At 60.9% G+C, this 23811-nt stretch carries 19 protein-coding genes, 1 tRNA gene and 1 pseudogene; 10 read left to right on the top strand and 11 right to left on the bottom strand.

Going from position 1 to position 23811, the window contains the following annotated elements; genetic code table 11:
- Positions 1 to 4: 4 nt before the first annotated feature.
- The 3 genes from ACCO56_RS09670 to ACCO56_RS09680 are packed head-to-tail and all read right to left on the bottom strand — an operon-like array spanning position 5 to position 2572.
- Positions 5 to 760: an ABC transporter permease gene (locus ACCO56_RS09670; RefSeq protein ID WP_433640085.1), complete on the bottom strand. Its 756-nt coding sequence runs from the start codon at positions 758 to 760 to the stop codon at positions 5 to 7.
- A complete protein-coding gene (locus tag ACCO56_RS09675) occupies positions 757 to 1572 on the bottom strand; it encodes an ABC transporter permease (RefSeq protein WP_433640086.1) in 816 nt (271 codons plus the stop codon). The genes ACCO56_RS09670 and ACCO56_RS09675 overlap by 4 nt, the downstream gene beginning before the upstream one ends.
- A gap of 7 nt (positions 1573 to 1579) precedes the next feature.
- Positions 1580 to 2572, bottom strand: a complete 993-nt coding sequence (locus ACCO56_RS09680) for an ABC transporter substrate-binding protein (RefSeq protein ID WP_433640088.1) — start codon at positions 2570 to 2572, stop codon at positions 1580 to 1582.
- A gap of 129 nt (positions 2573 to 2701) precedes the next feature.
- Here ACCO56_RS09680 and ACCO56_RS09685 point away from each other — a divergent pair, with 129 nt between their 5' ends.
- On the top strand, positions 2702 to 4294 hold the full coding sequence (locus ACCO56_RS09685; protein ID WP_433640090.1) for a sulfatase-like hydrolase/transferase: 1593 nt from the start codon (positions 2702 to 2704) through the stop codon (positions 4292 to 4294).
- A 9-nt stretch (positions 4295 to 4303) separates the two neighbouring features.
- Here the strand turns inward: ACCO56_RS09685 and ACCO56_RS09690 are convergent, their stop codons facing one another.
- The 4 genes and pseudogenes from ACCO56_RS09690 to ACCO56_RS09705 form a co-directional block, all read right to left on the bottom strand.
- Positions 4304 to 4999, bottom strand: coding sequence for a Crp/Fnr family transcriptional regulator (locus ACCO56_RS09690; protein WP_433640092.1), 696 nt, complete (start codon positions 4997 to 4999; stop codon positions 4304 to 4306).
- Positions 5000 to 5181: 182 nt separating this feature from the next.
- Positions 5182 to 5268, bottom strand: a tRNA-Leu gene (locus ACCO56_RS09695).
- Between the two features lie 68 nt (positions 5269 to 5336).
- A pseudogene (locus ACCO56_RS09700) lies at positions 5337 to 5684 on the bottom strand (tyrosine-type recombinase/integrase); the annotation flags it as partial.
- A 343-nt stretch (positions 5685 to 6027) separates the two neighbouring features.
- Positions 6028 to 6186: a hypothetical protein gene (locus ACCO56_RS09705; RefSeq protein ID WP_433640093.1), complete on the bottom strand. Its 159-nt coding sequence runs from the start codon at positions 6184 to 6186 to the stop codon at positions 6028 to 6030.
- 190 nt (positions 6187 to 6376) lie between these two features.
- Between ACCO56_RS09705 and ACCO56_RS09710 the strand changes: the two genes are divergently transcribed.
- Entirely contained in the window at positions 6377 to 6625 is a 249-nt protein-coding gene (locus ACCO56_RS09710) for a DUF982 domain-containing protein (protein ID WP_433640095.1), read from the top strand.
- A 1409-nt stretch (positions 6626 to 8034) separates the two neighbouring features.
- Here the strand turns inward: ACCO56_RS09710 and ACCO56_RS09715 are convergent.
- Entirely contained in the window at positions 8035 to 8241 is a 207-nt protein-coding gene (locus tag ACCO56_RS09715) for a hypothetical protein (protein WP_433640097.1), read from the bottom strand.
- Positions 8242 to 9027: 786 nt separating this feature from the next.
- Here ACCO56_RS09715 and ACCO56_RS09720 point away from each other — a divergent pair.
- Positions 9028 to 9225: a helix-turn-helix domain-containing protein gene (locus ACCO56_RS09720; protein ID WP_433640099.1), complete on the top strand. Its 198-nt coding sequence runs from the start codon at positions 9028 to 9030 to the stop codon at positions 9223 to 9225.
- Positions 9226 to 9677: 452 nt separating this feature from the next.
- Here the strand turns inward: ACCO56_RS09720 and ACCO56_RS09725 are convergent, their stop codons facing one another.
- Entirely contained in the window at positions 9678 to 10646 is a 969-nt protein-coding gene (locus tag ACCO56_RS09725) for an alpha/beta fold hydrolase (RefSeq protein ID WP_433640100.1), read from the bottom strand.
- Between the two features lie 129 nt (positions 10647 to 10775).
- Positions 10776 to 11375, bottom strand: a complete 600-nt coding sequence (gene wrbA, locus ACCO56_RS09730; RefSeq protein ID WP_433640101.1) for an NAD(P)H:quinone oxidoreductase type IV — start codon at positions 11373 to 11375, stop codon at positions 10776 to 10778.
- Positions 11376 to 11557: 182 nt separating this feature from the next.
- On the opposite strand from wrbA, the gene ACCO56_RS09735 reads away from it, so the two are divergent.
- The 6 genes from ACCO56_RS09735 to ACCO56_RS09760 all read left to right on the top strand — a co-directional run bounded on the left by ACCO56_RS09735 (position 11558) and on the right by ACCO56_RS09760 (position 20626).
- The gene (locus ACCO56_RS09735) at positions 11558 to 12298 is read left to right on the top strand and encodes a competence/damage-inducible protein A (protein ID WP_433640103.1); all 741 of its coding nucleotides are present in this window, start codon (positions 11558 to 11560) and stop codon (positions 12296 to 12298) included.
- Between the two features lie 98 nt (positions 12299 to 12396).
- Positions 12397 to 13236, top strand: a complete 840-nt coding sequence (locus tag ACCO56_RS09740; protein ID WP_433640105.1) for a universal stress protein — start codon at positions 12397 to 12399, stop codon at positions 13234 to 13236.
- Positions 13237 to 13333: 97 nt separating this feature from the next.
- Positions 13334 to 13828 (top strand): xanthine phosphoribosyltransferase, encoded by a 495-nt coding sequence (gene gpt / locus ACCO56_RS09745; RefSeq protein WP_433640106.1) that lies wholly within the window; start codon positions 13334 to 13336, stop codon positions 13826 to 13828.
- A gap of 153 nt (positions 13829 to 13981) precedes the next feature.
- Positions 13982 to 14467, top strand: a complete 486-nt coding sequence (locus tag ACCO56_RS09750) for an NUDIX hydrolase (protein ID WP_433640108.1) — start codon at positions 13982 to 13984, stop codon at positions 14465 to 14467.
- Between the two features lie 192 nt (positions 14468 to 14659).
- Positions 14660 to 16225, top strand: a complete 1566-nt coding sequence (locus ACCO56_RS09755; RefSeq protein ID WP_433640109.1) for an inorganic phosphate transporter — start codon at positions 14660 to 14662, stop codon at positions 16223 to 16225.
- 579 nt (positions 16226 to 16804) lie between these two features.
- A complete protein-coding gene (locus ACCO56_RS09760; protein ID WP_433640111.1) occupies positions 16805 to 20626 on the top strand; it encodes a vitamin B12-dependent ribonucleotide reductase in 3822 nt (1273 codons plus the stop codon).
- Positions 20627 to 20730: 104 nt separating this feature from the next.
- On the opposite strand, the gene ACCO56_RS09765 is transcribed toward ACCO56_RS09760, so the two are convergent.
- The gene (locus ACCO56_RS09765; RefSeq protein WP_433640113.1) at positions 20731 to 22236 is read right to left on the bottom strand and encodes an alpha/beta fold hydrolase; all 1506 of its coding nucleotides are present in this window, start codon (positions 22234 to 22236) and stop codon (positions 20731 to 20733) included.
- Between the two features lie 808 nt (positions 22237 to 23044).
- On the opposite strand from ACCO56_RS09765, the gene ACCO56_RS09770 reads away from it, so the two are divergent.
- The gene (locus tag ACCO56_RS09770) at positions 23045 to 23800 is read left to right on the top strand and encodes a hypothetical protein (RefSeq protein WP_433640115.1); all 756 of its coding nucleotides are present in this window, start codon (positions 23045 to 23047) and stop codon (positions 23798 to 23800) included.
- Positions 23801 to 23811: the final 11 nt, after the last annotated feature.

Genomic DNA, 23811 nt, shown 5'->3' on the forward strand with positions numbered 1-23811 from the left:
CCTCCTAGTAGTTTAGCCAGAAGCGGGCCGCCAGGCCGACAACCACGCTCACCACCGCCCCGATAAGGCCGATCACCATCATGCCCGCGATCACCTCGGCGGTGGCAAGCGACATCGACGCATTGGTGATCATCACACCGAGGCCTGCACTCGCGCCGATATATTCAGCAGCCACGACGGCGATCCAACCGACCGCGGCCGCGGCTTTGGCCCCGCTTGCGATCCCCGGTGCCGCAGCCCTCAGCCGAATGGTCAGCGCGAGCGTCATTCGGCCCATCCCCAACGTCCTGCCCACTCGGGTAAAGACCGGATCGACCGCCGTCAGCGATCGAGCGGTGGTTACGACCATAACGAAGAAGACAGCGTATGCGACCAGGACGACCTTCCCCGTCAGGCTTGTCCCGAACCACAGGACAGTCAGCGGGATCCATGCGAAGGGAACGATGAAGCGCAGCGCTTCAATCACCGGCGCAAGCATTGCACGTGCCGTCGCGTTCTCGCCGATGAGCACTCCAACGAGAGTTCCGAGAAGCGCGCCGATGAAATAGCCGATGCCGAACTCCTTGACGCTCACGCCTACATCGCGCCAGAAGGCCGTTTTGTGGAGCAGGCTCCATATGGTCGCGGCGACCTCGGATGGCGAAGGCAGCACAATCCGTTCCAATTGGTAGATCTGGATCGTTGCCTCCCACAGGGCGATGGCAAGTGCGAAGCCGAGTATCGGCAGGAGAACGCGGTCGAACACGTTGCGAAAGGTCACCGAGCCACCTCACGCGGACGCCATGGCAAAAGCCAGGTCTCCAACCGGGAGAAAATGCCGTTCATCACGAAGCCTGCGACGCCGAAGCAAACCATGGCAGCCATCACGGCCGCCACGTCGTAGCTCTGCTGCATGGCGATGAGATGCGCCCCAAGGCCGGAATCAGCAGCCACGAGTTCTGCGACGATGACCGTGCCCCAGCCAGCCATCAAAGCGACGCGTGCGCCGATCAGGACCTCAGTCAGGGCGCCGGGCAGGATGAGCGCCTGAAAGCGCTGCAGCGGCGTCATGCCGAGCATGGCAGCCGTTCGGGCGAGATCCGGCGGAATGCGCCGCGATCCGTCGATCGCATAGACAATGACGACGAGGAAGACGGCCAGTCCGACCAGAAAAGCTTTGCTGGTGAAGCCGAACCCGAACCAGACCACCGCCAGCGGCACCCACGCGATGCTCGACACCGGCCGAATGGCCTCGATGACCGGGCTCAACAATCCGGCGACCACACGCGATCGCCCGATCATCAAGCCGACAACGGTCGCAAGGACCGTCCCGATCGCCCAACCGGCCACGAAGACCTGGAGGCTGGCAAACAGGTCGCGCCAGAGCGCGCCTCGCGCATAATTTGCGAGTTCCACCGCGACGCTTGCGGGATCGGGCAGGCGGCTGATCGCACCTCCGCCGCCCCGCAGCCACGCCGCCATGCCAGCCCAGAATGCGATCGCCAGAATCGCCCCGGCGACACCCAGCAGCCACGCCCTGGCCTTGGCTGTCAGTCTCGTCTGGTCAGAGCTCCCCTTCTGGAAGTCGGTCATCGTCGGATCAACGCGACTTGGCCACCTCGCCCGCGAGATCGAGATTGTTGAATTTGCGCGCATATTCGGGGAGATCTACCCCCTCCGGCGCGAAGCCGAGTTGCTGCGCAACTGCTACCGTCTCGGCGATTCCCTCGACATCCGGCACATAGGAGTTCGCGACACCGATGAGCTCGTTCTCGAAGGAATAGCGGACTGCCTCGACATCGACCTTGGCGAACTCCGCCATCAACTTATACGCCTCCTCCGGATCAGATTTGACGTAGTCGGTCGCGTCGGCCTGCGCGGCCAGCACGTCCGTCACCGCTTGCGGGTTCGACCTGATGAAGGCCGTGCTGGCGATGAATCCGTCTCCGGGCGCGGCGCGGCCAATCGCGTCCGACCCTGTGAAAAGCACGCGGCCGATCTTCTTGAGCACCATATCCGAGACATAAGGCACATAGCCGGCGACCACTTCCGCACCTCCCGAATCCAGCACGCCCACCATTCCGGGTCCTGTTCCCGAGACGAAATATTCGTTCGCCTCCGGATCCACGCCAGCCTTCTTAAGCGCAATCTTGAAGAACAGGGTCGAGGCCGTCTTGGGCCCGCTCACCACTACTTTCTTGTTCTGGATATCCGCGGGCGACTTGATCGTGCTGTCTGCCGCTACAACGGTGACATTGGCGTTGACGAAGGATTGGCCGACGAATTGGGCCGAATCCGGTGATTGCGAGAATATCACCACCGCTGAGATACTGTTTCCCCAACTCATATCCAATCTGCCGGCGGCAAGCGCACTCGCCGCGCCCGGCAAGCCTTGCGTGATCGGCACCCAATTGACCGTATAACCTTTCTCCTCGAGCTTCTTCTGTGCCTGCATGATCGGCACCGGCGAAACCACCGGGAAATAGCCGATGTTGATCGTCTTGTTGTCGCTCTGTGCAAAGACAGATCCCGCACTAGCGAGGATAGCGGCGGCGACTGAGCCGGCAATAATGTTCCTGCGGTTCACACTCATGGCTTCCTCCCTGAGAACGAATGGCGCCTCGTTCGTTCCGTCACTTCGGACCGCGCCAGCTTCTTGCGCCCTATTGTCTGGCGTTCCTCTCTCCAACACGACAACCCTCGCAGTAAACGTGTCGCATGAATGTTCGCGGCTTTACAATCTTCGCACCGCGTCGACGTTGAAAGGCCCGCTTTTGAAAGCTCAAATGCTTGCAAGCTTTCCGCGCCGCAGCGGATCCGGGAGGGTGTGTTGGCTAGCCGTGATCCTGAACGACCGAATGTTCTCTTCATCATCAGCGATGACCAGGGCGCATGGGCGCTCGGCTGCGCCGGCAACCCGGAAATCAAGACGCCGGTGCTCGACCGGCTGGCCGCATCCGGAATTCGCTTCGAGAATTTCTTCTGTACGTCACCAGTCTGTTCTCCGGCCCGCGCCTCGCTGCTGACCGGCGACATACCCTCGCGGCATGGCGTACAGGACTGGATCCGCGCCGGCAGCATGGGAGACAGCCGGATAGACTATCTTGAGGGTCAGCGCCTCATCACCGACGTATTCGCCGACGCGGGCTACCGCTGCGGCCTCATCGGCAAATGGCACCTCGGCGCCAGCGACCGGCCCAGGTCGAATTTCGTAAAGTGGTTCGCCCATCAATCTGGCATGGGGCCATATTACGACGCCCCGATGGTCGACGGAGATCGCCCCATCGTCCTGTCTGGCTATATCACCGAGGAATTGGGAAAGCAGGCTGTCGCTTTCGTCGCGGAGGAAGCCGAGCGACCCGAGCCTTTCTGGCTGAGCCTGAACTTCACCGCACCCCATTATCCTTGGATCAATTCCCATCCGAGGGAGTTCACCGATATTTACGAAGACTGCCCCTTCGAGTCCTGCCCCGAGGAGCCGCCGCACCCAGACTTTGCCGGCGGTCACGCTGCGGTGGAGAAGGGGACGGAGCAACGTCGGGAAAGCCTTGCCGGCTATTTTGCCTCCGTGACCGCCATGGATGCAGTCATCGGCAAGGTTATAGCCGAACTGGAAAGGCGAGACCTGACGCGGTCCACGCTCGTGGTGTTCATGAGTGACAACGGCATGAACTGTGGCCATCACGGGATCTGGGGCAAGGGCAACGGCACCCGGCCACAGAACATGTACGACACGTCGATCAAGGTGCCCTGCATCATGTCGCAGCCAGGACGGATCCCGGGCGACCTCGTGAGCGACGACCTGTTGAGCGGCTATGACGTCTACCCCACCCTGGTCGAATTCGCCGGTGTGTCCGAAGAAGCCGTGTCACACTCCGCAAAGCCCGGGCGCAGCTTTGCTGCCCTGCTTTGTGGCACGAAGATCGCCGGCGATCGCGACGTCGTCGTCTATGACGAATACGGGCCCGTTCGCATGGTGAGGACTCGTGAGTGGAAATATGTGCACCGATACCCTGATGGGCCGCACGAACTCTTCGACCTTGTCGCCGATCCAGGTGAGCGGGCCAACCGTATTGCCGACCCAATTCTGGGCGACATCGTAAGCACACTCAGCAACCAGCTCATGCGGTGGTTTGCGGCGTATGTCGACCCACGGCGCGACGCGGTCGAGAAAGGCGTCACCGGTTGCGGACAATTGGGACGGCCGGAAGATGCCACTGCAACGCGTCCCATGTTCGCCGATAGACACCTCAACGGCGCGGACTGGGACCTGTGGCTGTCGGACGGCAATCCGGCTCCGCAGGCTCCCGAGTGAGTGCTGCCGTCAAAAATACTGGTAGTCACCCCTACCAGCGAGTACGGCTATCCGTGCCGGGTTCTCGATGCGGATAAAACCATAGGAAACCGACACGATCTCCTCCTGTTCGAGCTGTCGCAGCTTCTTGTTGACGGTCGGCCGCGTGCAACCCAGAATCTTTGAAAGCATCTCTTGTGTCACCGCGACTTCATAGGAATCGCTTGCTTCCTGTCGCGATCCTCGAAGGCTGAGCAGCAGCCTCGCCAAGCGCACTTCGATCGGCTTTAGAGCTCGGTCCTCCAGTACCGTGTTGGCCATGCGCAAGCGGTGGCAGAGAATACCCATCAGGCACCGCCCCAAATCGGGAAACTGTTCCATCGCTGCCAAGGTCGTCCGTCGATCTATGGTGACCAGCGTCGTTTCGCCATGTGCGTAGACATCGTTGGCGTTGTGGATCCCGTCAATCGTCGACACCAGACCCCAAATGTCGCCCTCCTTCATGATGGAGAAGACGTACTCTTTCCCTTCGGCGGTGAATGTCGTGGAGCGTAGCCCGCCGGCGACGATCACGGCGATGCCTCCGGCCAGCTCCGAGCGAGAGACCCAGAGTTCGCCATGTGCCAATCGACGGACAATAGCCCTGCTCGCCAGATGGGTCATGGTGTCGGGCGACAAACCAGCCAACCACGGATTCCTGCGAAAAAGCATCAGATCGGCTGTCATGAAGCGCCCACCTCGGCGCATGGATTGTCCATGCGGCAGCTGCAGGCATAGCAGTACTCTGGCCAGGTCGGCGAGTCGCCCCCGCCTTCGGGGGGCGACAGGCGTGCAGCTAGCTCTAGAGGATCGAACCCGCACGATCGAGGATCGAAGGATTTTAAGTCTTTTATTTCCCACGGATTGGTTGGTGCGGGCGACGGGGATCGAACCCGTAAGTCATTGAAGACGCAAGATTTTAAGTCTTGTGCGTTTACCAGTTTCGCCACGCCCGCTGTGGCCCCCGTGGGAACTCTCGTGGGGATTTCCCACGCCTTTTCCCACGCACCTGATAGGGTAATTTCTAGCGGTTCACAACAGCCAGCCTCGGCCCTGCTTCCAGCGCCTTGACGTTTTCAAGAAGGTGGTTCGGTGCGAGGTGCGCGTAGCGCTTCGTCATGGTCGGGGTGCTGTGCCCCATCCATTCCATCACGCGGTACAGGTCGACGCCGCGCTGGACCATCCACGAGCAGCAAGTGTGCCGCGCCGTGTAGAGGACGGTGTCTTCGAGTTGCGGGAGGTGCGCCTTGATCTGACGCCACAGCTCAATCATCCGCCACTGAGAGATGTCGGTCCAAGGGCCGTTCAGTCCGGCGTTGTGCTGGCGTTTGACAGCCTCAAGGGCCTTGGTCGTCAGCGGGATCGTGCGATCCTTCCCGTCTTCGTGTCGATGAAGGTGACGGTGCGGGACTTCAGGTTGGCGGCAGCGCCGTCCAGCATGACGTTTCGGCCGATGAAAGGGGGTTGCCGGTCGACCCCGAAATCAGCGATGTTTCGGCTACCATCGCGGAAGATGCGGGCGACATCGAGGGGTTGAACAATTGGGTCGCCGCCGACGCCGTGCCAGCCGTCACAGTCCGCTACGAAAGCGACCGCAGCGGTAACCGCGAAATCGAGATTCCTCAGTCAGCTTTCTCCTGGGCCGCCAAGCGCAACGAGCGCCGGCGGAAACAGGCCGCCAAGCAGAAGGAAGGCGGCGTAGAAAGGCTCGCGTGCTATTTTTCGGTTTCCCCGGTCTGTGCTGGGGCGCCATCGTCACCTGATCGGCTATGCTCTCTGGCTTCAGCTTTCGCGGCGAGTTTCTCGGCCTTCTTTGCAGCCTTGGCGCGCTCGCGCTCTTTGCGTTCGAAGTCGTAGTTCGGTTTTCTCGGCATCAGTTCTCCTGAAAGCAGTCTTTGTGGAACTTGGCGGATCATACAGACCATGGGTAGCTGAGGAAACCCAATCAATGCTCGCGTGGAACAGGAGGCTATCTCCAAAGCGACGCGATTCCAGATCGTGGCAGGGGGGCAGACGCCCGATAATAGTCCTCGCTACTGGTGTGCCTTTCCTCTACAAGCGGGAATGCAAAACCAGAAATTCAACATTCCGATAACTGTCCTCACTGATTCGGCGGGCGGGCAGACCAACATTGATGACATCCAATCCTGCACAGAGTTCCTGCTAAGGAACTGGCCGGGCAAGCGAGGGGATAAGCATCGGGCCGCGCTTCAAGCATGCTCCGACGCAAGTGCGGGTAAAAAGCCGGCAGAAAACGCCAGGCGCGCATTTGCGGTCGCTGCGCGTGGGGCCGGCATCCTGGTCACTTCATGAGACAGGCCCAGGCAGGCGATGGTCGTGAAATTGGTGTCGTCTGCCCGCGCTGTTCCCATACTGAAAAAAAGACCGTTGGTTGGTTGCGGAGCAACGCAGAGCTAAAGTGCGAGCATTGTGGACGCGACATCGCGATAGCCAGCGAGAATTTCCGGCGCCTTGATTAAGCCGCAATGAACACGCATATGGCGAATGTGCAGCGCGTCCCCGTCAGAGGTTGAAGCGCTCCAGGCCTTCGTTTTTCGTCCGACCACGGATGTACTGGCGAGTTGAGAAGCAAGGACCGCACATCTCACATGAGACGCCGAAGCCGTTGGATGAAATCTCCAGCGGCTTTTTCGTTTCTAGAGCATGCAGCTACGCCCCCCCGTTAGCGTTGCAATGCCGACCGAATTACGGAAGGTCGTAAGTCGTAGCAAGCGGTAGGGACCCATACCGTGCTCGCATTCGGGCGCGATCCAGCGTTTGCCGCCTGACTGCGATTGAGTGGCTCGGGAGAACTGACTTGAGAGTGCGGGAAATTCCGAAGTGGCCGCAGTCGGAGCAATCAATCTCGGTGTGGTCCCCTGCGGTGGCTGCGGCCTGTTCGGCCTTCTTCTTGCAGATCGGGCAGTTAGCCGAAAATCTTGCCATTCCAGGTCTCCTCCCGAGATTTGTTGGAGGAAACCACACATGGCGATGGCGGACAACCAGTGCGGCGTCGCCGCGCTCAGTCTACCGCGATGTCAGCCCGGCAGACTGCCCGCGCACAATGTTCAATTTCTCAAAAGGGGACGCGATCCGACCCCCGACTAGCGACAGCAATGCCGGGGTAGCGACCGGCTCGGGATCGCCGCCCGGTTGAATGCTGGGCAAACGCCAAAAAATCAAAACTCCCGCGTAAGTAGCTAACCAGTTGAGTGGAGTTTCTCCGCCTCATTTGGCAGGTCTATGCGTCGAGGTGGTCGCTAATTTGCCCGAGACACGGCATGCGCCCTTGATCCAGTCGTCAGGCTGTTGCCGGCCGATGATGATCAGGGGAAGCCGTTCGATACGGCGACGGGCACCACATTCCGCGAGGCGCGCTCCCGACAGCCTCGCTGGTCTTATGATTCTCGGAGCGTAGTGGCAGAGCATCGGGGTGGTTCTCGACTAGTTGCTTGGGGATGCGAAACTGGTCAGTAGGCAGAGGTCGCGGGTTCAAGTCCCGCCGTCGGCTCTAGAAGATAGGGCGGGCGTAGCTCAGTCGGATAGAGCTCTGCCGAATACCGGCCCCAGCAACAGCCAGGCGGTAGAAAGAGGCGGCATGTCAGTGCGAGGCGGCGGCGCCGTTGGCGGCGGTCGAATCGGTAAAAATGGTTCACTTTTCAGACAGAACTAGCTGAGCGAAGGCAGCGGTCTTTCCTCGCTGCCTCCGCACCGAGTAGTACTTACAACTTAGCCTTCTGGATCTTGTCAGAGATCTTTTGCCGATCCTCTGCGGATTTCAGCCGGATCGTCATTGCCTCGCTCTTAATCGGAACTTGAGGCGGTAGGCTCATCGGCACCTCTGGAACATGTTCAGCTGCCCACTGCTTGAACCGAGGCAACTTGTTCGGGCCGGTAATCGGGAAAGTGAAGCTGTACTTGAAGGACATGGGAGTTATCCATGGGTACGCGCTGTCACCGCAGACGGGCGCGCGGACAAACCGCAGCGGGTCGCCTCGACGGGAGCGCAGGAGGTCTATTTGGGTGAATGGGGTTTCAATCCTGGCGTCGCTCTTGCTCTCGCAGGTAGTGACGCCAGGCTATCAGCCGGGTTGGCTGTTACCTTTGCGGTAGGCCGTGATGACATGTGGGATAGGCATAGGTGGCATGTCGGCCATTCATGCTGCGTTGTCAAATTTTGATGCCAATTTGCGTATCGTCTTTGCCATCATGGCCGAATGGCACGAGCTTGACCCTCATACGGAACGGCTCGGGCGACGATGCCGCGTAAGCCGCCAATCCAGCGCCGACCAGGCGTAGGAGATCGCCAGCAACAGCGCAGGGCCTACGACCACCAGCGGGACAGCCAAGAACGGAGACGCTGGTACAAGACGGGCCGGTGGCAAGCAGTTAGAGCTCATCAGCTCGCGGCCGAGCCCCTGTGCCGCATATGCAAGGCAACTGGCAGGATCACTGCCGCCGACACCTGCGACCACATAGAGCGCCATGGTGGCGACCCGGTGAGGTTCTGGACCGGCCCATTCCAGTCCCTGTGCACACCCTGCCATTCCGGCGTGAAGCAGCGAGAGGAGAACAGGCGATGAGCTTCAACCCTGAGGTCGCAGTTCGACGCCCTGCCCGTCACGAGCACGGTAGCGTCAGCGCACCTGAAGCAATCCGACGTGTCTCGCGTGGCCAGTTCACCAAGACGGTAGCAGCGCGCGCCTACAACAGGCATGCTTAACTGGACCGTTCGGGATCTTGCCGAGAAGGCCGGCGTGCACCGGAACACCATCACCCGTATTGAGACTGACGCGACCGAACCCGGTTACGCCTTATCGGCCGTGGTGGAAGCGCTCGAAGCGGCCGGCATCCAGTTCATCCCTGAGAATGGTGGCGGGCCTGGCGTGAGGCTGAAGGGCGCCGCCGACTGAATATCAAAGGGCAAATTTGCCCGATAGCACGGCAGCTTGTCTCACTGGCGATTTCCCCAGTGACGACCTGGCCGGAAAGGTACCTGCACCATACAGGCACCTGCACGGCATAACCCTCGCCGGCCTAAGGTGTGGTCATGATGACCATACCTTCAGGCCTTGGCCACCACGCCCTCCCCTAGCCTGAATTGGCACCGCATTTGGCACCGGACGTGCGAGTAAAGACCGGGATACGCAGGGACAACGGTCACCATCGGCCACTAAGAAAGCCCACAAATCCGGACTCTGTGGCACTTGTTGAGCTGTGCCGGGATGGCCGCGGCCACATTTTAAGTCCCTTGCGTCTACCAGTTCCGCCACGTCCGCACGGCCGTCCTTTTCAAACGGCCACGCGCCAAGGTCAAGCCGCGCTTGATCTCATCACCAGCAGAAGTTTTTCGCGTTCGTCGGGCTTAGGCTCGAAACGCCCGCTCAGCCATTCGCTTGATGAAAGCAGCGGTCTGTTCGGCCGCACCGAACTGCGGCATGTGGCCGATGCCTTCGGCGAGCTCCAGGTCGAGATCCGCAATCCGGCCAACCATCTCGACGCCATGTTTCTGGTAGTCCAACACGCGGTCGGCGGTGCCGAAGAGAATGCCGACCGGCACCTTGATCTCGCCGAACCTCTTCTGGAGCCGCGGATAATCAGTGCCAATTGCCACGATGTCGGTCGAGGTCGCATAGAAATGGCTGGGCCGGAGCCCGGCCCAGCCGCCTCCCTCCGTCATGTAGTCCGCCGGCGCCGGCTGCGGCCCGAAGACGAAGGCCAAGGTCTGATCGGCATATTTCCGCGCGGCGGGGATCGCAATGGTCTCGGCTATCAGGCGTCGTTTCAGGGGCGACGGGATGTAAAGGGCAGCGAACTCGGGCGCGATCGCGCCGGAGTGGTAGGTGTATGGCGAGAGCAGAGCAAGGCCCGAAATTGCTTTGGGATGTTCGATCGCCAGCGTCAGCGACACGGCGCCGCCCAGCGAGTGCCCCACGACCAGGGGCTTCTCCAGCCCGAGCGCCTCGATGAAATGATGCACGACACGGGCCTGTTCGGACAGGCCACCGGTTGCGCCCGCCACGCGTTCGGAATAGCCGGAGCCCGGACGATCGATGGCAATGAGCCGATAGCCGTCGAGTTTGTCGAAGAGTGTCGAGCGGAACTGATGCAGTTGCGCGCCAAGACCGTGGACGAAGAGGATGGGCCTGCCCTCGCCCTTCTCCATATAGTGGATGCGATTGCCGTCTATCGTGACGAACTTTCCGGATGGCGGGACGAGCTTCTCCGCCAGCGATACAATCCGGCGTGTCCGGAAAATTGCAACCGCAAGCATGAGCGCGGCCATCGCCGCAACCGAAACGACAATGCCAAGCAGGATCGACGTGAAAGACATGATTCCCCTCGGAGCCCAGGACGTGCGCTGCACTCTAGCCGCGATCGGGCGCGAGGCAACGCACGCTTTTTCAGGCATAGCCCGATGGGGAAAAGAACGGCCCGATCCCCGCCGCGGCGGGGATCGCACTCAGCCGTGCAGCTTGATCGCGATTTCGGCGAGACGCTTGCCCTGGAAGCGCGCCCCTTCCAACTCCTGTGCCGAAGGCTGGCGTGAGCCGTCGGAATCGGACGTCGTCGTCATGCCGTAGGGCGAACCGCCGCGCACCACGTCATTGCCCATCTGCCCCTGATAGGCATAGGAGAGCGGAACGATGATCATGCCGTGATGCTGGAGCGATGCCTGCGCGGCAAGGATGGAGATCTCGGCTCCGCCGTGCTGCGTGGAGGTGGACGACATCACGGTAGCCACCTTGTCGACCAGAGCGCCCTTGACCCAGAGAGGACCGGTCTGGTCAAGGAAGTTTTTCATTTGCGCGGCCATCGCCCCGTAGCGGGTCGAGAAGGCCAGGATCAGGCCGTCATAGTCGCCGAGTTCGCCGGGCTCCGCGAAAGGAGCATCCTGGTCGAGCTTGTAATGGGCTGCCTTGGCTACTGCTTCGGGCACCAATTCGGGAACGCGCTTCATCGTGACATCGGCACCCGCTTCCTTCGCGCCTTCAGCCGCAGACCGCGCCATCGCTTCCGTGTGCCCCCAGCTCGAATAATAAAGCACCAGCACCTTGGTCATGATTTTCTCCATTGAAATGCTCCGGTATGACGACGCTCTTGCCGTCACGACGGAGACTGTACCCGCCGATGCGTGTTCCCGTAATCCGCTCGCCGTCGACAGTTCGTTCACCGTTCGACGACCATTGCCGGCCCGTGACGGGAAGGGTATGTGACGGTGTCTGGATTCTGAGGCCCCACGTCATGACCGAGATCATCACCGCGGCGATGCTGGTAATCGGCGACGAAATCCTCTCCGGGCGCACCAAGGATCGCAATATCGGGCACCTTGCCGATATCATGACGGCCATCGGTATCGATCTGAAGGAAGTTCGCATCGTGCCGGACGATGACGAAGAGATCGTCACGGCCATCAATGCGTTGCGGACGCGCCGCACTTACGTCTTTACAAGCGGCGGCATCGGCCCGACCCACGACGACATCACCGCCGACGCCGTTGCGAAGGCGTTTGGGGTTCCCTGCGAATACGATGCCAAGGCATACGCCTTCCTCGAAGCCCACTACGCGGCGCGAGGCATGGAATTTACCGAGGCGCGCAAGCGCATGGCTCGCATGCCGCGCGGCGCAACGCATATCGACAACCCAATCTCCGGGGCGCCGGGCTTCAAGATCGGCAATGTGCATGTGATGGCGGGCGTGCCGGCGATCTTCCAGGCCATGCTCGACAATGTCGTGCCGACGCTGAAAACCGGAACGAAGCTCGTGTCGGCAACCGTCCATTGTCCGTTTGGCGAAGGCACGATCGGGACTCTGCTCGCCGACATCCAGAAAGCCCATCCGGACACCATCATCGGCTCCTATCCGAAATATCAGGACGGAACCTTCTGGACCGAACTCGTCGTGCGCGCGCGCTCGCCCGAGGCGCTGGAAGCCGGCCGCGCAGCCGTGCAGGCAATGGTGGACGGGTTGAAGAAATCCGGCTGATAGACGATGATCCTCGATGCGGGGAAGATCCCGCTGCCGGGAACTTCGTCGCGGCGACCGGCGTTTTTTTGAAGCCGTCGCATAAGGGAGGCCGTCCCGTGGGCTACAAGACGTTGCTTGCCGTCATCCAGAACAAGAACGACATCGAACGCGTTCTCGATCACGCGCTTCCACTCGCTTCCCGCCTCCAAGGCCATGTCATCGGCATTCACGCCGAGCCCATGGCCCTGCCCTACACGACGGCTATCGGCTTTCCCGATGCCGAATTCATGCAGGTGACCTCTGAAGTCGCCAAGGAAAGGGCTGCGGAACTCGAAAAAGTCTTCGCCGCTCGCACCAGTTCGGCCGCCGTCTCGGCGGAATGGCGTACCATGGAAAGCCTCTCGGGCGACAGCGCGCTGTGCGCGCTCGCCAGTGCGCGCGCCGCCGATCTCGTCATCGCAGCCCAGACGGACCCGGCTGAAAGCACCGCACAGACGGCCAATGTCGACCACCTCCTCTTCGAGACCGGGCGGCCTGCTCTTTTCGTTCCTTATGCGGGTCCGGTGACGACCGTCTTCCGCAAGATCCTGGTGGCCTGGAACGGCACACGCGAATCTTCCAGAGCCACCTTCGATGCTCTGCCCTTCATCATGGAAGCGGACGAAACAGAAATCCTCACCATCGACGCTCCGGACACGGGTGGCGACCTTCCGGAAAGCTCCGGTGCCGATATCGCCGCCGCATTGGCTCGCCATTGCGCACATGTCACGGTAGCCAATGAAAGTTCCGAAGGCATCGGCGTGAGCGCGGTGATCGAGAACCGCGCAATCGAGATCAATGCCGATCTGCTTGTCATGGGCGCATATGGGCACTCGCGGCTGCGAGAGTTCCTGTTCGGCGGCGTCACCAGGGAAGTGTTGAAATCGATGCCCGTCGCGACTTTCATGTCGCGCTGAAGCAGCGCAAGGACTTGCCAAGCCCCAGGCATTCCCGCTAATTCCGGCTGCATTCCCAAATGTCGGCGCGTGGACGCGCGCCATCGGAGTGCGCTCGATGTCCCTTCCCGAAAAAGCCTTTCCCGTCTCCTGGGATCAATTCCATCGCGATGCCCGGGCGCTTGCCTGGAGATTGTCGGGCGCCGGACAGTGGAAGGCCATCGTCTGCATCACGCGGGGCGGCCTCGTGCCGGCGGCGATCATCTCCCGCGAACTTGGTATCCGCGTCATCGAAACCGTAAGCGTCGCCTCCTATCACGACTATACGGAACAGGGGCAACTGAAGATTCTGAAGGAAGTCTCCTCCGCTCTTCTCGAAAACGAGGGAGCGGACGTGTTGATCGTCGACGACCTTACGGATACCGGCAAGACCGCCGCGGTCGTCCGCGCCATGATGCCGAAGGCGCACTTCGCCACCGTTTATGCCAAGCCGAAAGGCAGGCCGCTTGTCGACACCTTCGTGACGGAGGTCTCGCAGGACACCTGGATCTACTTCCCTTGGGATTTGGGCTTCACCTATCAGAAGCCTATTGCGGACGGCCACGTCGGCTGATCCGCCGCGGGGATAAGCAAGACCCCTTCGTAAGGCCTAACGCTCCTGCCTCCCATCGGCGGCGGGATGCTCTTGTCTATCGTATTTTCACCATTATTACCTACAATTAACCTCGTTGATCGTGAGTCGGCAAACTAACTTCCCTCGACCCTGATGCGCCATACGACCTACAACCACCTGATGGAGCGCCTTCGCCGCTTGTTCGGCGGCATGCCCTGCCGCACGCAGGTGGCCGCGCTGCCATGGCGGGAAAAAGCCGGCGGGATCGAGATCCTCCTGGTAACAAGCCGCGACAGCGGAAGGTGGGTGCTGCCGAAAGGCTGGCCGGAAGGAGGAGAGCAGCTCTGCGAAGCCGCGGCGCGCGAAGCCGCGGAAGAAGCGGGGATCGATGGCGCGGTGTCCAGGCTGGAGGCCGGCCGTTATTATTACGGCAAGCGTCAATCATCCGGCATGGAAGTTCGCTGCGAAGTGCGCGTGTTTCCGCTCGAAGTGAAGGGCGTGGCCGACAAATGGCCGGAGAAAAAACGCAGGCGCCGCGCCTGGCTCTCCCCAGCCGAGGCGGCGGCACGGGTGCAGGAGCCTGATCTCGGCGAACTGATCGCTCGGTTCGGAAAAGGCCTGCACAAATCGGCGGCGTAGGCCGCCCGGCAACACCTATCTGTTCCACCGCCTCCCGTTCCGGGAGTTGAAGGCGGCGTTGCCGTGCCGTCACACCCATCTGGAGAGCAATCCACAGGTCGCCGGGTTTTCGATTTCAGTTTTTCGTCCGATACGGTAGGCGACGACCCACTGTCGGCCTGGCCGGCGCTTCGCGATTCGGTACGGGGATTCATGGCCGAGACCACGTTCAGGACACGCAAGGACACGCTCGACAAGGACCTGGACAAGCTCGTCCATGTCGAGGAAGCCACAATCCTCCTTTCCCGGCGGCTCGTCGCGCCGGGGCTGGCGCTGCTGTTCCTGGCGCTCGTCGCGGTCTTCTCGGCAATCTTCACAGGCGGCGAGCCGCGCGCCCTCATCATCGTCGCGGCCGCTGCGATCGGTGGCTACATGGCGCTCAATATTGGCGCCAACGACGTCGCCAACAATGTCGGTCCGGCAGTCGGAGCCAAGGCTCTCACGATCGGCGGCGCATTGGTCATCGCCGCGATCTTCGAAAGCGCCGGCGCCCTTATCGCCGGCGGCGACGTGGTCGACACCATCGCCAAGGGTATCATCGCTCCATCCGCGGTAAGCGACCCGTCGGTCTTTATCCGGCTGATGCTGGCGGCGCTGGTGTCGTCGGCGCTCTGGGTCAACGTCGCGACCTGGATCGGCGCGCCGGTCTCCACGACCCATGCCGTGGTCGGCGGCGTGGTCGGCGCAGGCATCGCAGCCGTCGGTCCGCTGGCGGTCGACTGGACGGAGATGGGCCGCATCGCTGCAAGCTGGGTCATCTCCCCGCTCCTCGGAGGCCTCGTCGCCGCGCTGTTCCTTGCCTTCGTCAAGGATCGCATCGTCTATCGCAGCGACAAGATCGCGGCTGCCCGCAAATGGGTGCCGCTGCTGATCGCGATCATGGCAGGCTCCTTCGCCGCCTATCTCGCGACCAAAGGGCTCAATCATCTTGTCGATCTCGGCGCTCTTCACGTGGCGATGATCGGCGTCGGAGCATTCCTGCTCACCTGGTGGCTCGCACAAGGCCATGTGCGCCGGACGTCCGTTGGGCTGGAGAACCGCAACCAGTCGCTGCGCAAGCTCTTCAACCTGCCCCTTATCATCTCGGCCGCCCTGCTCTCCTTTGCGCACGGCGCGAACGATGTCGCCAACGCCGTCGGTCCGCTGGCGGCGATCGTCCACACGGCTACTGCCAACGATGTGACCGCCGAGGTCGGCATTCCCTTCTGGGTCATGATTATCGGCGCCATCGGCATTTCGGCCGGGCTGATGCTGTTCGGCTCGCGCCTGATCCGCATGGTGGGCGAGCAGATCACCAAGCTGAACCCGATTCGGGCCTTCTGCGTGGCGCTTTCGGCAGCGATCACGGTTATTGTCGCATCGTGGTTCGGATTACCGGTGAGCTCCACGCATATTGCGGTCGGCGCCGTCTTCGGTGTCGGCTTTTACCGCGAATGGTACACCGCCCACTCGAAACGCCGCCGACTCTATATCGAGCGCAAGAAGGAGCTGTGGCGCGCCGAACGCGGCAATAGAATCCCCGATCTCCTCGAAACGGCCGAGGATGCGATCGCCGAGAAGGTCGAAATCCCAGGTCAACCCTCCAGCGAAGAGGCAAGGCGCCGCAAGCTTGTGCGCCGCGCCCACGTCACCACCATCGTCGCCGCCTGGATCACGACCGTCCCAGCTTCCGCGCTCCTCGCCGCGGCGGTTTTCCTGGCGCTCGACGCCGTCAGCTGAGACCTGAAACGCCCTCCTCGCCCGTCCCCATTATCCACACATGACGCCCACAATATGTTGCGTCATGGATTGGTCACAAAACGAATGCTTGACGCTCCCGGCCGAGTCGCTTTTTATAAGCCATGTGCTCGCGTTGAGGGCACGGCCGGAAAGTTCGTAGACCGGTCTTTTTTCCAGATTTTGGTGCGTTTTCGATCGCCGTAGCCGCCGGTTCGCAGGACTGGCGGACGACGCGATTTTATGAGTTTCGAAGGACGAAAGGGAGAATTACCGGGCTGGAATAAATCTCCTGTTAACACTATATTTAGTGTTTGCAGACATGCTCGGCACTAGATATCGTGAATTTCGCCCCATGCTGGGGAATCGCAAATCAGAGAGTTGAGTTGGACCCGCAAGGGTCCGTCGAAGAGCCGGGCGGGGCGCTCCCGAAGGAGAGCCGATGGCACTTGGATGGATGACGGCGGACGAGGAGCCGGGTGGCCATATGGCTGCCTGGTAGCGGCGGATCGTGTCTTTTCGAATTGGCTGTGAATGGCTGTGGAAAAGACGCTATATATAGAGGCATAAGGAACCACGAAAATGCGCATCGAACGGCGTTTCACCAAGGATGGACAGAGCGCTTACGCGGACATCGAATTCCGCAAGGCGCTTTCCGAGATCAAGAACCCGGACGGTTCTGTCGTTTTCCGCCTCGACGACATCGACGTGCCCGCGCAGTTCTCCCAGGTCGCGGCCGACATCCTCGCCCAAAAGTATTTTCGCAAGGCGGGGGTCCCTGCCCGCCTCAAGAAGGTCGAAGAAAACGACGTGCCGTCCTTCCTGTGGCGTTCCGTGCCCGACGAGGCCGAACTCGCGAAATTGCCCGAGAACGAGCGCTACGGTTCCGAGACCGATGCCCGCCAGGTCTTCGACCGCCTTGCCGGCACCTGGACCTATTGGGGCTGGAAAGGCGGCTATTTCGATAGCGAGGATGACGCGCGCGCCTTCCGCGACGAGCTTGCCTACATGCTAGCCACGCAGCGTGTCGCGCCCAATTCGCCGCAATGGTTCAACACCGGCCTGCATTGGGCCTACGGCATCGACGGGCCTGGCCAGGGGCATTTCTACGTCGATCCGTTCACCGGCAAGCTGACCAAGTCCAGGTCGGCCTACGAGCACCCACAGCCGCATGCCTGTTTCATCCAATCGGTCGCCGACGATCTCGTCAACGAGGGCGGCATCATGGATTTGTGGGTGCGCGAGGCGCGCCTCTTCAAATACGGCTCCGGTACCGGCTCCAACTTCTCCCATCTGCGGGGCGAAGGCGAGAAACTGTCGGGCGGCGGCCGTTCGTCGGGCCTGATGAGTTTCTTGAAAATCGGCGATCGCGCCGCCGGCGCAATCAAATCGGGCGGAACGACCCGTCGCGCCGCCAAGATGGTCGTGGTCGATGCCGACCATCCCGACATCGAAGCCTATATCGACTGGAAGGTGAAGGAAGAGCAGAAGGTCGCCTCGCTGGTGACCGGCTCCAAGATCGTCCGCCGGCACCTCGCCGCCATCATGAAGGCCTGCGTCAATTGCGAGGGGGAGGCCGACGATTGCTTCGACCCGGCGATCAACACGGCGTTGAAGCGCGAGATCAAGGCGGCGAAGAAGAACGCTGTCCCTGAGAACTACATCAAGCGCGTCATCCAATTCGCCAGGCAGGGCTACACACAGGTCGAGTTCAGCACCTACGACACGGATTGGGATTCGGAAGCTTATCTCACGGTTTCCGGGCAGAACTCCAACAACTCCGTGTCGCTGAAGGACGACTTCCTGCGAGCCGTCGAGAAGGACGAGGACTGGAGCCTCATCCGCCGCATCGACGGCAAGGTGCACAAGACGCTCAAGGCGCGCGACCTCTGGGAAAAGATCGGCCACGCGGCCTGGGCTTCCGCCGATCCCGGCCTGCACTTCAACACGACCATGAACGACTGGCACACTTCGCCGGCCGCCGGTCCGATCCGCGCCTCCAATCCATGCTCGGAATACATGTTCCTCGACGACACGGCCTGCAACCTGGCGTCGATCAACCTGCTCACCTACCGCAATGCCGACGGCTCGATCGACATCGAACGCTACGAGCATACCGTGCGGCTGTGGACCATCGTGCTCGAGATTTCCGTGATGATGGCCCAGTTCCCCTCGAAGGAGATCGCGAGGCTCTCCTACGAATACCGCACGCTCGGTCTCGGCTATGCCAATATCGGCGGCCTGCTGATGACATCAGGCATTCCCTATGATTCACGGGAAGGCCGGGCGCTCTGCGGCGCGCTGACCGCGATCATGACGGGCGTTGCTTATGCGACCTCGGCGGAGATGGCGGCCCAGCTCGGCGCCTTCCCCGACTATGAGCGCAATGCCAGCCACATGCTGCGTGTGATGCGCAATCACCGCCGCGCCGCTTATGGCGACAAGGACGGCTACGAAAATCTGTCGGTCAACCCGGTCGGCCTGGTCGAGGCCGACTGCCCACAGCCGGAACTCATTGCGCATGCTCGCGCCGCCTGGGATCACGCCATCGAGCTCGGCGAGAAGCACGGCTATCGCAACGCCCAGGCGACGGTGATCGCGCCGACCGGCACGATCGGTCTCGTCATGGACTGCGACACCACGGGCATCGAGCCGGATTTCGCGCTGGTGAAGTTCAAGAAGCTCGCCGGCGGCGGCTATTTCAAGATCATCAACCGCGCCGTGCCGGAAGCGCTGCGCACGCTCGGCTATTCGGAAAGCCAGATCGCCGAGATCGAGGCCTATGCCGTCGGCCACGGCAATCTCAACCAGGCGCCCGGCATCAACCCCGGATCGCTCAAGGCGAAAGGCTTCACCGACGAGAAGATCGGGGCTCTGAACGCGGCGCTGAAGCAGGCCTTCGACATCAAGTTCGCCTTCAACAAATGGACGCTGGGCGAGGACTTCGCAAAGGACGTCCTTGGCTTCACCGACGAGCAGCTCAATGACTTCGCCTTCGAGATGCTGCCGGCTCTCGGCTTCAGCAAGAAGGACATCGAAGCGGCGAACATCCATGTCTGCGGAGCGATGACGCTGGAAGGGGCGCCTTTTCTCAAGACCGAGCACCTGCCGGTATTCGACTGCGCCAACCCCTGCGGCAAGATCGGCAGGCGTTACCTGTCGGTGGAATCCCATATCCGCATGATGGCGGCAGCGCAGCCTTTCATCTCCGGCGCCATTTCCAAGACCATCAACATGCCCAACGAGGCGACGGTCGAGGACTGCAAGGAAGCCTACATGCTGTCCTGGAAGCTGGCGCTGAAGGCCAACGCGCTCTACCGCGACGGTTCCAAGCTCAGCCAGCCGCTCAACGCCTCGCTGATCGCAGACGAGGACGACGAGGATGATTTGATCGAGGAGCTGGTGTCAGCCCCGACCGCCGCCAGGGCAGTGACGGTGACGGAGAAGATCGTCGAGCGCATCGTCGAGAAGGTCGTCCGCGACCGCGAGAAGCTGCCCAATCGCCGTAAGGGCTATACGCAGAAGGCGGTTATCGGGGGCCATAAGGTCTATCTGCGCACGGGCGAGTTCGACGACGGCCGTCTCGGCGAGATCTTCATCGACATGCACAAGGAAGGTGCCGCCTTCCGCGCCATGATGAACAATTTTGCCATCGCGATCTCGCTTGGTCTGCAATATGGCGTGCCGCTGGAGGAATATGTGGAGGCCTTCACCTTCACCAAGTTCGAGCCGGCCGGCATGGTGCAGGGCAATGACGCCATCAAGAACGCCACGTCGATCCTCGACTATGTGTTCCGCGAGCTCGCCATCTCCTATCTTGGCCGCCATGACCTCGCCCATGTCGACACGTCGGACTTCTCCAACACCGCGCTCGGCCGCGGCATCAACGAAGGCCGTGCGATTCCCTTCTCCAAGGGCCTGACTCGCGGTGCCTCGCCCCTCAAGGTGGTGAGCGGCGGCGACCTCGAAGGATCGGATCCCAAGGGCATGGCCGGAGGTGCAGCCCCCTCGCCCGCTCCGGCGCGCGCAGCGACGACGGCCTATTCCGGCTCGAACATCCGCTCGATCTCGTCCGGCGCGACGGTGACCGCGCTGAAGCCCGTTTATGCAGGTCTGCAGGAGGAAGCCACCGCCTTCAAGCGCGACTATGAGGAGCGCGCGAAGGAATTGACGAAGGACATCGCCGTGGAAGCCGAGGAGGCATCTGCCGCCAACGCCCTCTTCACGGATGCCGCCGGCAAGGAAGCTTCGGAGGCGAAGGCCTTAGCTGCCGAGCGCCGCAGCCGGGCGATCATGCAGGGCTACACCGGCAACATGTGCTCGGAGTGCCAGAACTTCACGATGGTGCGCAACGGCACCTGCGAGAAGTGCGACACTTGCGGCGCAACGAGCGGCTGCTCGTGAAACCAGAAGCCGTGCCGCTACGCTTCGAACCGTTTGAGAGATAGCGGGGCATGTGAGGCGGACGCCAACGCTTTAGGGCGTTGGCGTTCCTGGTCCACAATGGACTACTTCAGCACCCAAGGTTTCAGGGGTTTGCTGGTTGCGCAACTGTCATCAACTTCCTCGCCAGGTGACTTCAGGAATGCGTTGATGATCTCGGCGCGGCATTCACTCGCCCAGCCGTGTCCCTCCCCCGGAAAAACAACCGACTGCAGCTTTGGAATGTGCCGCTTCAACTGGTGGCCCCAGCGAATGCTGCAGCATGGGTCCATCTGTCCGTGCAGCGACAATGCCGGGCCGTCAAACTTCACGGGATCGCTGTGCTGTGGCGGCACCGCGCCATCGGTTCCCCACCAGGCGCAGAGGACAGTCGGCTCGAAACCGATTAGCGCGGGCTCGGCCTCTAGCATCCTGGTGGTCATCTCCACAGACGGTCGGTTCTTTCCCATGTCGCCGCATACGTGAGAAAGATAGTAGCCGAGAGCCCAGGCCGGATTGCTGGAGAAGGTGGAAGCACCTGCGGTGTCGAAGAACTGGTTGAGGATTTCGTAGTTGCCCTGCCGGACGTCGGCGACGACCTTGGGCAGGATATCGTACTTGTCGGCAAGGACCAGATAGAGGTGGTGGATGAAGGTGACGCCGTCGAAAACGAGGCGACGGTCTTCGCCCTTGTCGGTCCGCACGGTCACCTCGAACGGCTTCTCGTCCAAGGCATTTTTCACGGCCTCGATCGAATGCATCCAGTCGTCGGAGAGAGCTGCACGGCACCCCTCGCTTTCCGACACACAGATGGACAACGTGTCGAGGTAGATTTGCTTGGTCGTATAATATTCGTCGAGTAGTGGCCGGTTGCGCAATTCGGAAAACCAGGGCCACGCGAAGACGGCCGCTCCAACGCTCTCAGGGAAATATCTTAAATAGGAGTTGGCGGTTCCCCCGCCCGTGGAAGTCCCGATAATGTCGATTTTTTCATAACCGAGCAGTTCGCGGATCTCGTCTGTGTCGCGGGCAACCTCGTACTCGTTGTAGCGGGAGACGTCGATACCTTCGCGAACCAGCTTGTCGTGGCAGGCCCTCACGCCATCGGCGTAAAGCTTCATCCGGTCAGCCGGGGTTCTGCCGCCCAGAGTCACGTTAGTGAACATGTTGTGGTAGTGCGAAATTACCTCGAAATCCGGACAGGTCAGGGCGGGTTTAGAATGCACCATCCCGCGGGAGTCGACCAACACCAGCGGGTGGTCGCCGGCAGCCCTCCTCAAGTTCGTAACCACGGCTTCGCGCCCCATCGGCGAAGCGCCCGGCCCCCCGGGGAAGTAGAATACCGGCCTGACATTTGGCTGATCGCTCTTGCCGATCACTGCCACCGGAAGCTCCAGGACAGGGCCGCTCTTGGCGTCGCGGTTTTCGTAAGCGAAGAAAGTGTGGCATTCCGCTTCAGCGGCTTTCAGGATGTCAGTAACACATTCTGATTTTTCGAGGCGTGGCACCGGCTTGTCTTGGGCCAGCGCCGTGGGGCAGGACAGCAGGGTCGCTGCCCAGACAGCAGACAAAAATGCCGCTTGTTTTCGCATGTTCGCTCCTCCCGGCTGAAAAGACGGGTGACGGTAGCTCGCGCAGAAAGGAGGAAAGCTCTGAATTATCCCTTTGAACCAGATGAATTGTCTAAATCACGGTTAGAATCCAGACCATCCTCATTTGAATGAGTTCCGGGGAGGCGATAAAAAGAAATGTCCGCAAGCTCGCCATGTCTGGTCTGACTTCAAGACAGGCGGCGGATCGGATCGGCGTCCTGCCGTCCGAGGTCGCACGTGTCGGAAAAACTCAGCAAAAGCATAGTCGCTCGTCTGTAGACAAACCTTAGGTGCATCCACAAATCTGGCTGCAGAAATAGCTCGGCGGCGCCCCCGCCAGATCGCAAGAGTGATCGTCGCCCCTTCAACACATATCGCCCAAAGAAAAACCGCAGGCAAAAACAAAAACTTAGTAGCATGTGCGCGATGTCACTTCGCGCGACATGCTCTAGCGACGTTGTCGTCAGGTCGCCTTCCGAAACCGAGGGAGTAGCCTCCCTGCCCCGTTTGCAGGCGGATGCGTATACCCCGGCTCATGGCCCTGAGCCGTGCGAGACTGGATTCCGCGGACCCAATGGTCCATATAGAGGCGCACACTGATGAGGATATGCTGACAGTTCGGACAGAGATGTACGTATTTATAACGTCGAATATGTCAGCGGTCTTTCCATTGCTGATCGGCACCAGAGCAAACAATGCGATGGGGTTGCTGCACCTCTGAGGATTGCGGCAACCCAAAAAAATTCCCGACACAAACCGTACGAAAGGGCGTCCGAAAGGTTCGCTCGCCTTAAACGTGGGAATAAGCATGACTATCTGGGCCGAACTGGCCAGAGCGAGCAATCGCGCTGGTGACGAAATCATTCTGCGTACAAGGGGCGACATTTACGAAATCCGCTATAACGGATGGGAGTTGATGTCGAACTTCAACCATCAGTCGGAAGCAATTCTTGCCGAGCGCTCCCTGAGATTGCTCGGCCGGTCAGCAAGAAAAGTGCTGATCGGCGGGCTGGGCATGGGGTTTACCCTCCGCGCCGCGTTGATGTACCTGGAATCGGACGCTGAAGTGACCGTTTGCGAATTGGTCCCTGAAATCGTCGACTGGCACCGAGATCATATCGGCCATCTCGCGGAGCATCCTTTGGACGATCCTCGGGTCGAAATCCGCATCGGAGATGTGATGGACATCCTGAGGGAGCGCCATGAGGCCTACGACGTCATTGTGATGGACACGGATAACGGTCCCGACGTCACTGTCCGCAGCTCGAACGACGAGATCTATGGCAACCAGGGCCTCAAAGCCGTCGAGCAATCTCTCAAGCCGTCAGGGATTGCCGGTTTCTGGTCTGCGACCGTCTCGCCGACCTTCGAAAAAAGTCTGGACGCGCTAAAATGGGCGTGGAGACGTGACGACGTACTTCTTGACGGAGGTCGGGCCGACGCATTCCATCATATCTACTTTGCCAGGCCGCAGGATAGAAACGACTCGAGCACTTTCGGGAATCAAGGCTGCCTGCCTGACAGTTGGAGTGCGGAGGCAGTAGCCGCCGCATCGTATTCATGACATTTGCGCGG

The sequence above is a fragment of the Mesorhizobium sp. 1B3 genome (assembly GCF_050958605.1).
Classification (GTDB): domain Bacteria; phylum Pseudomonadota; class Alphaproteobacteria; order Rhizobiales; family Rhizobiaceae.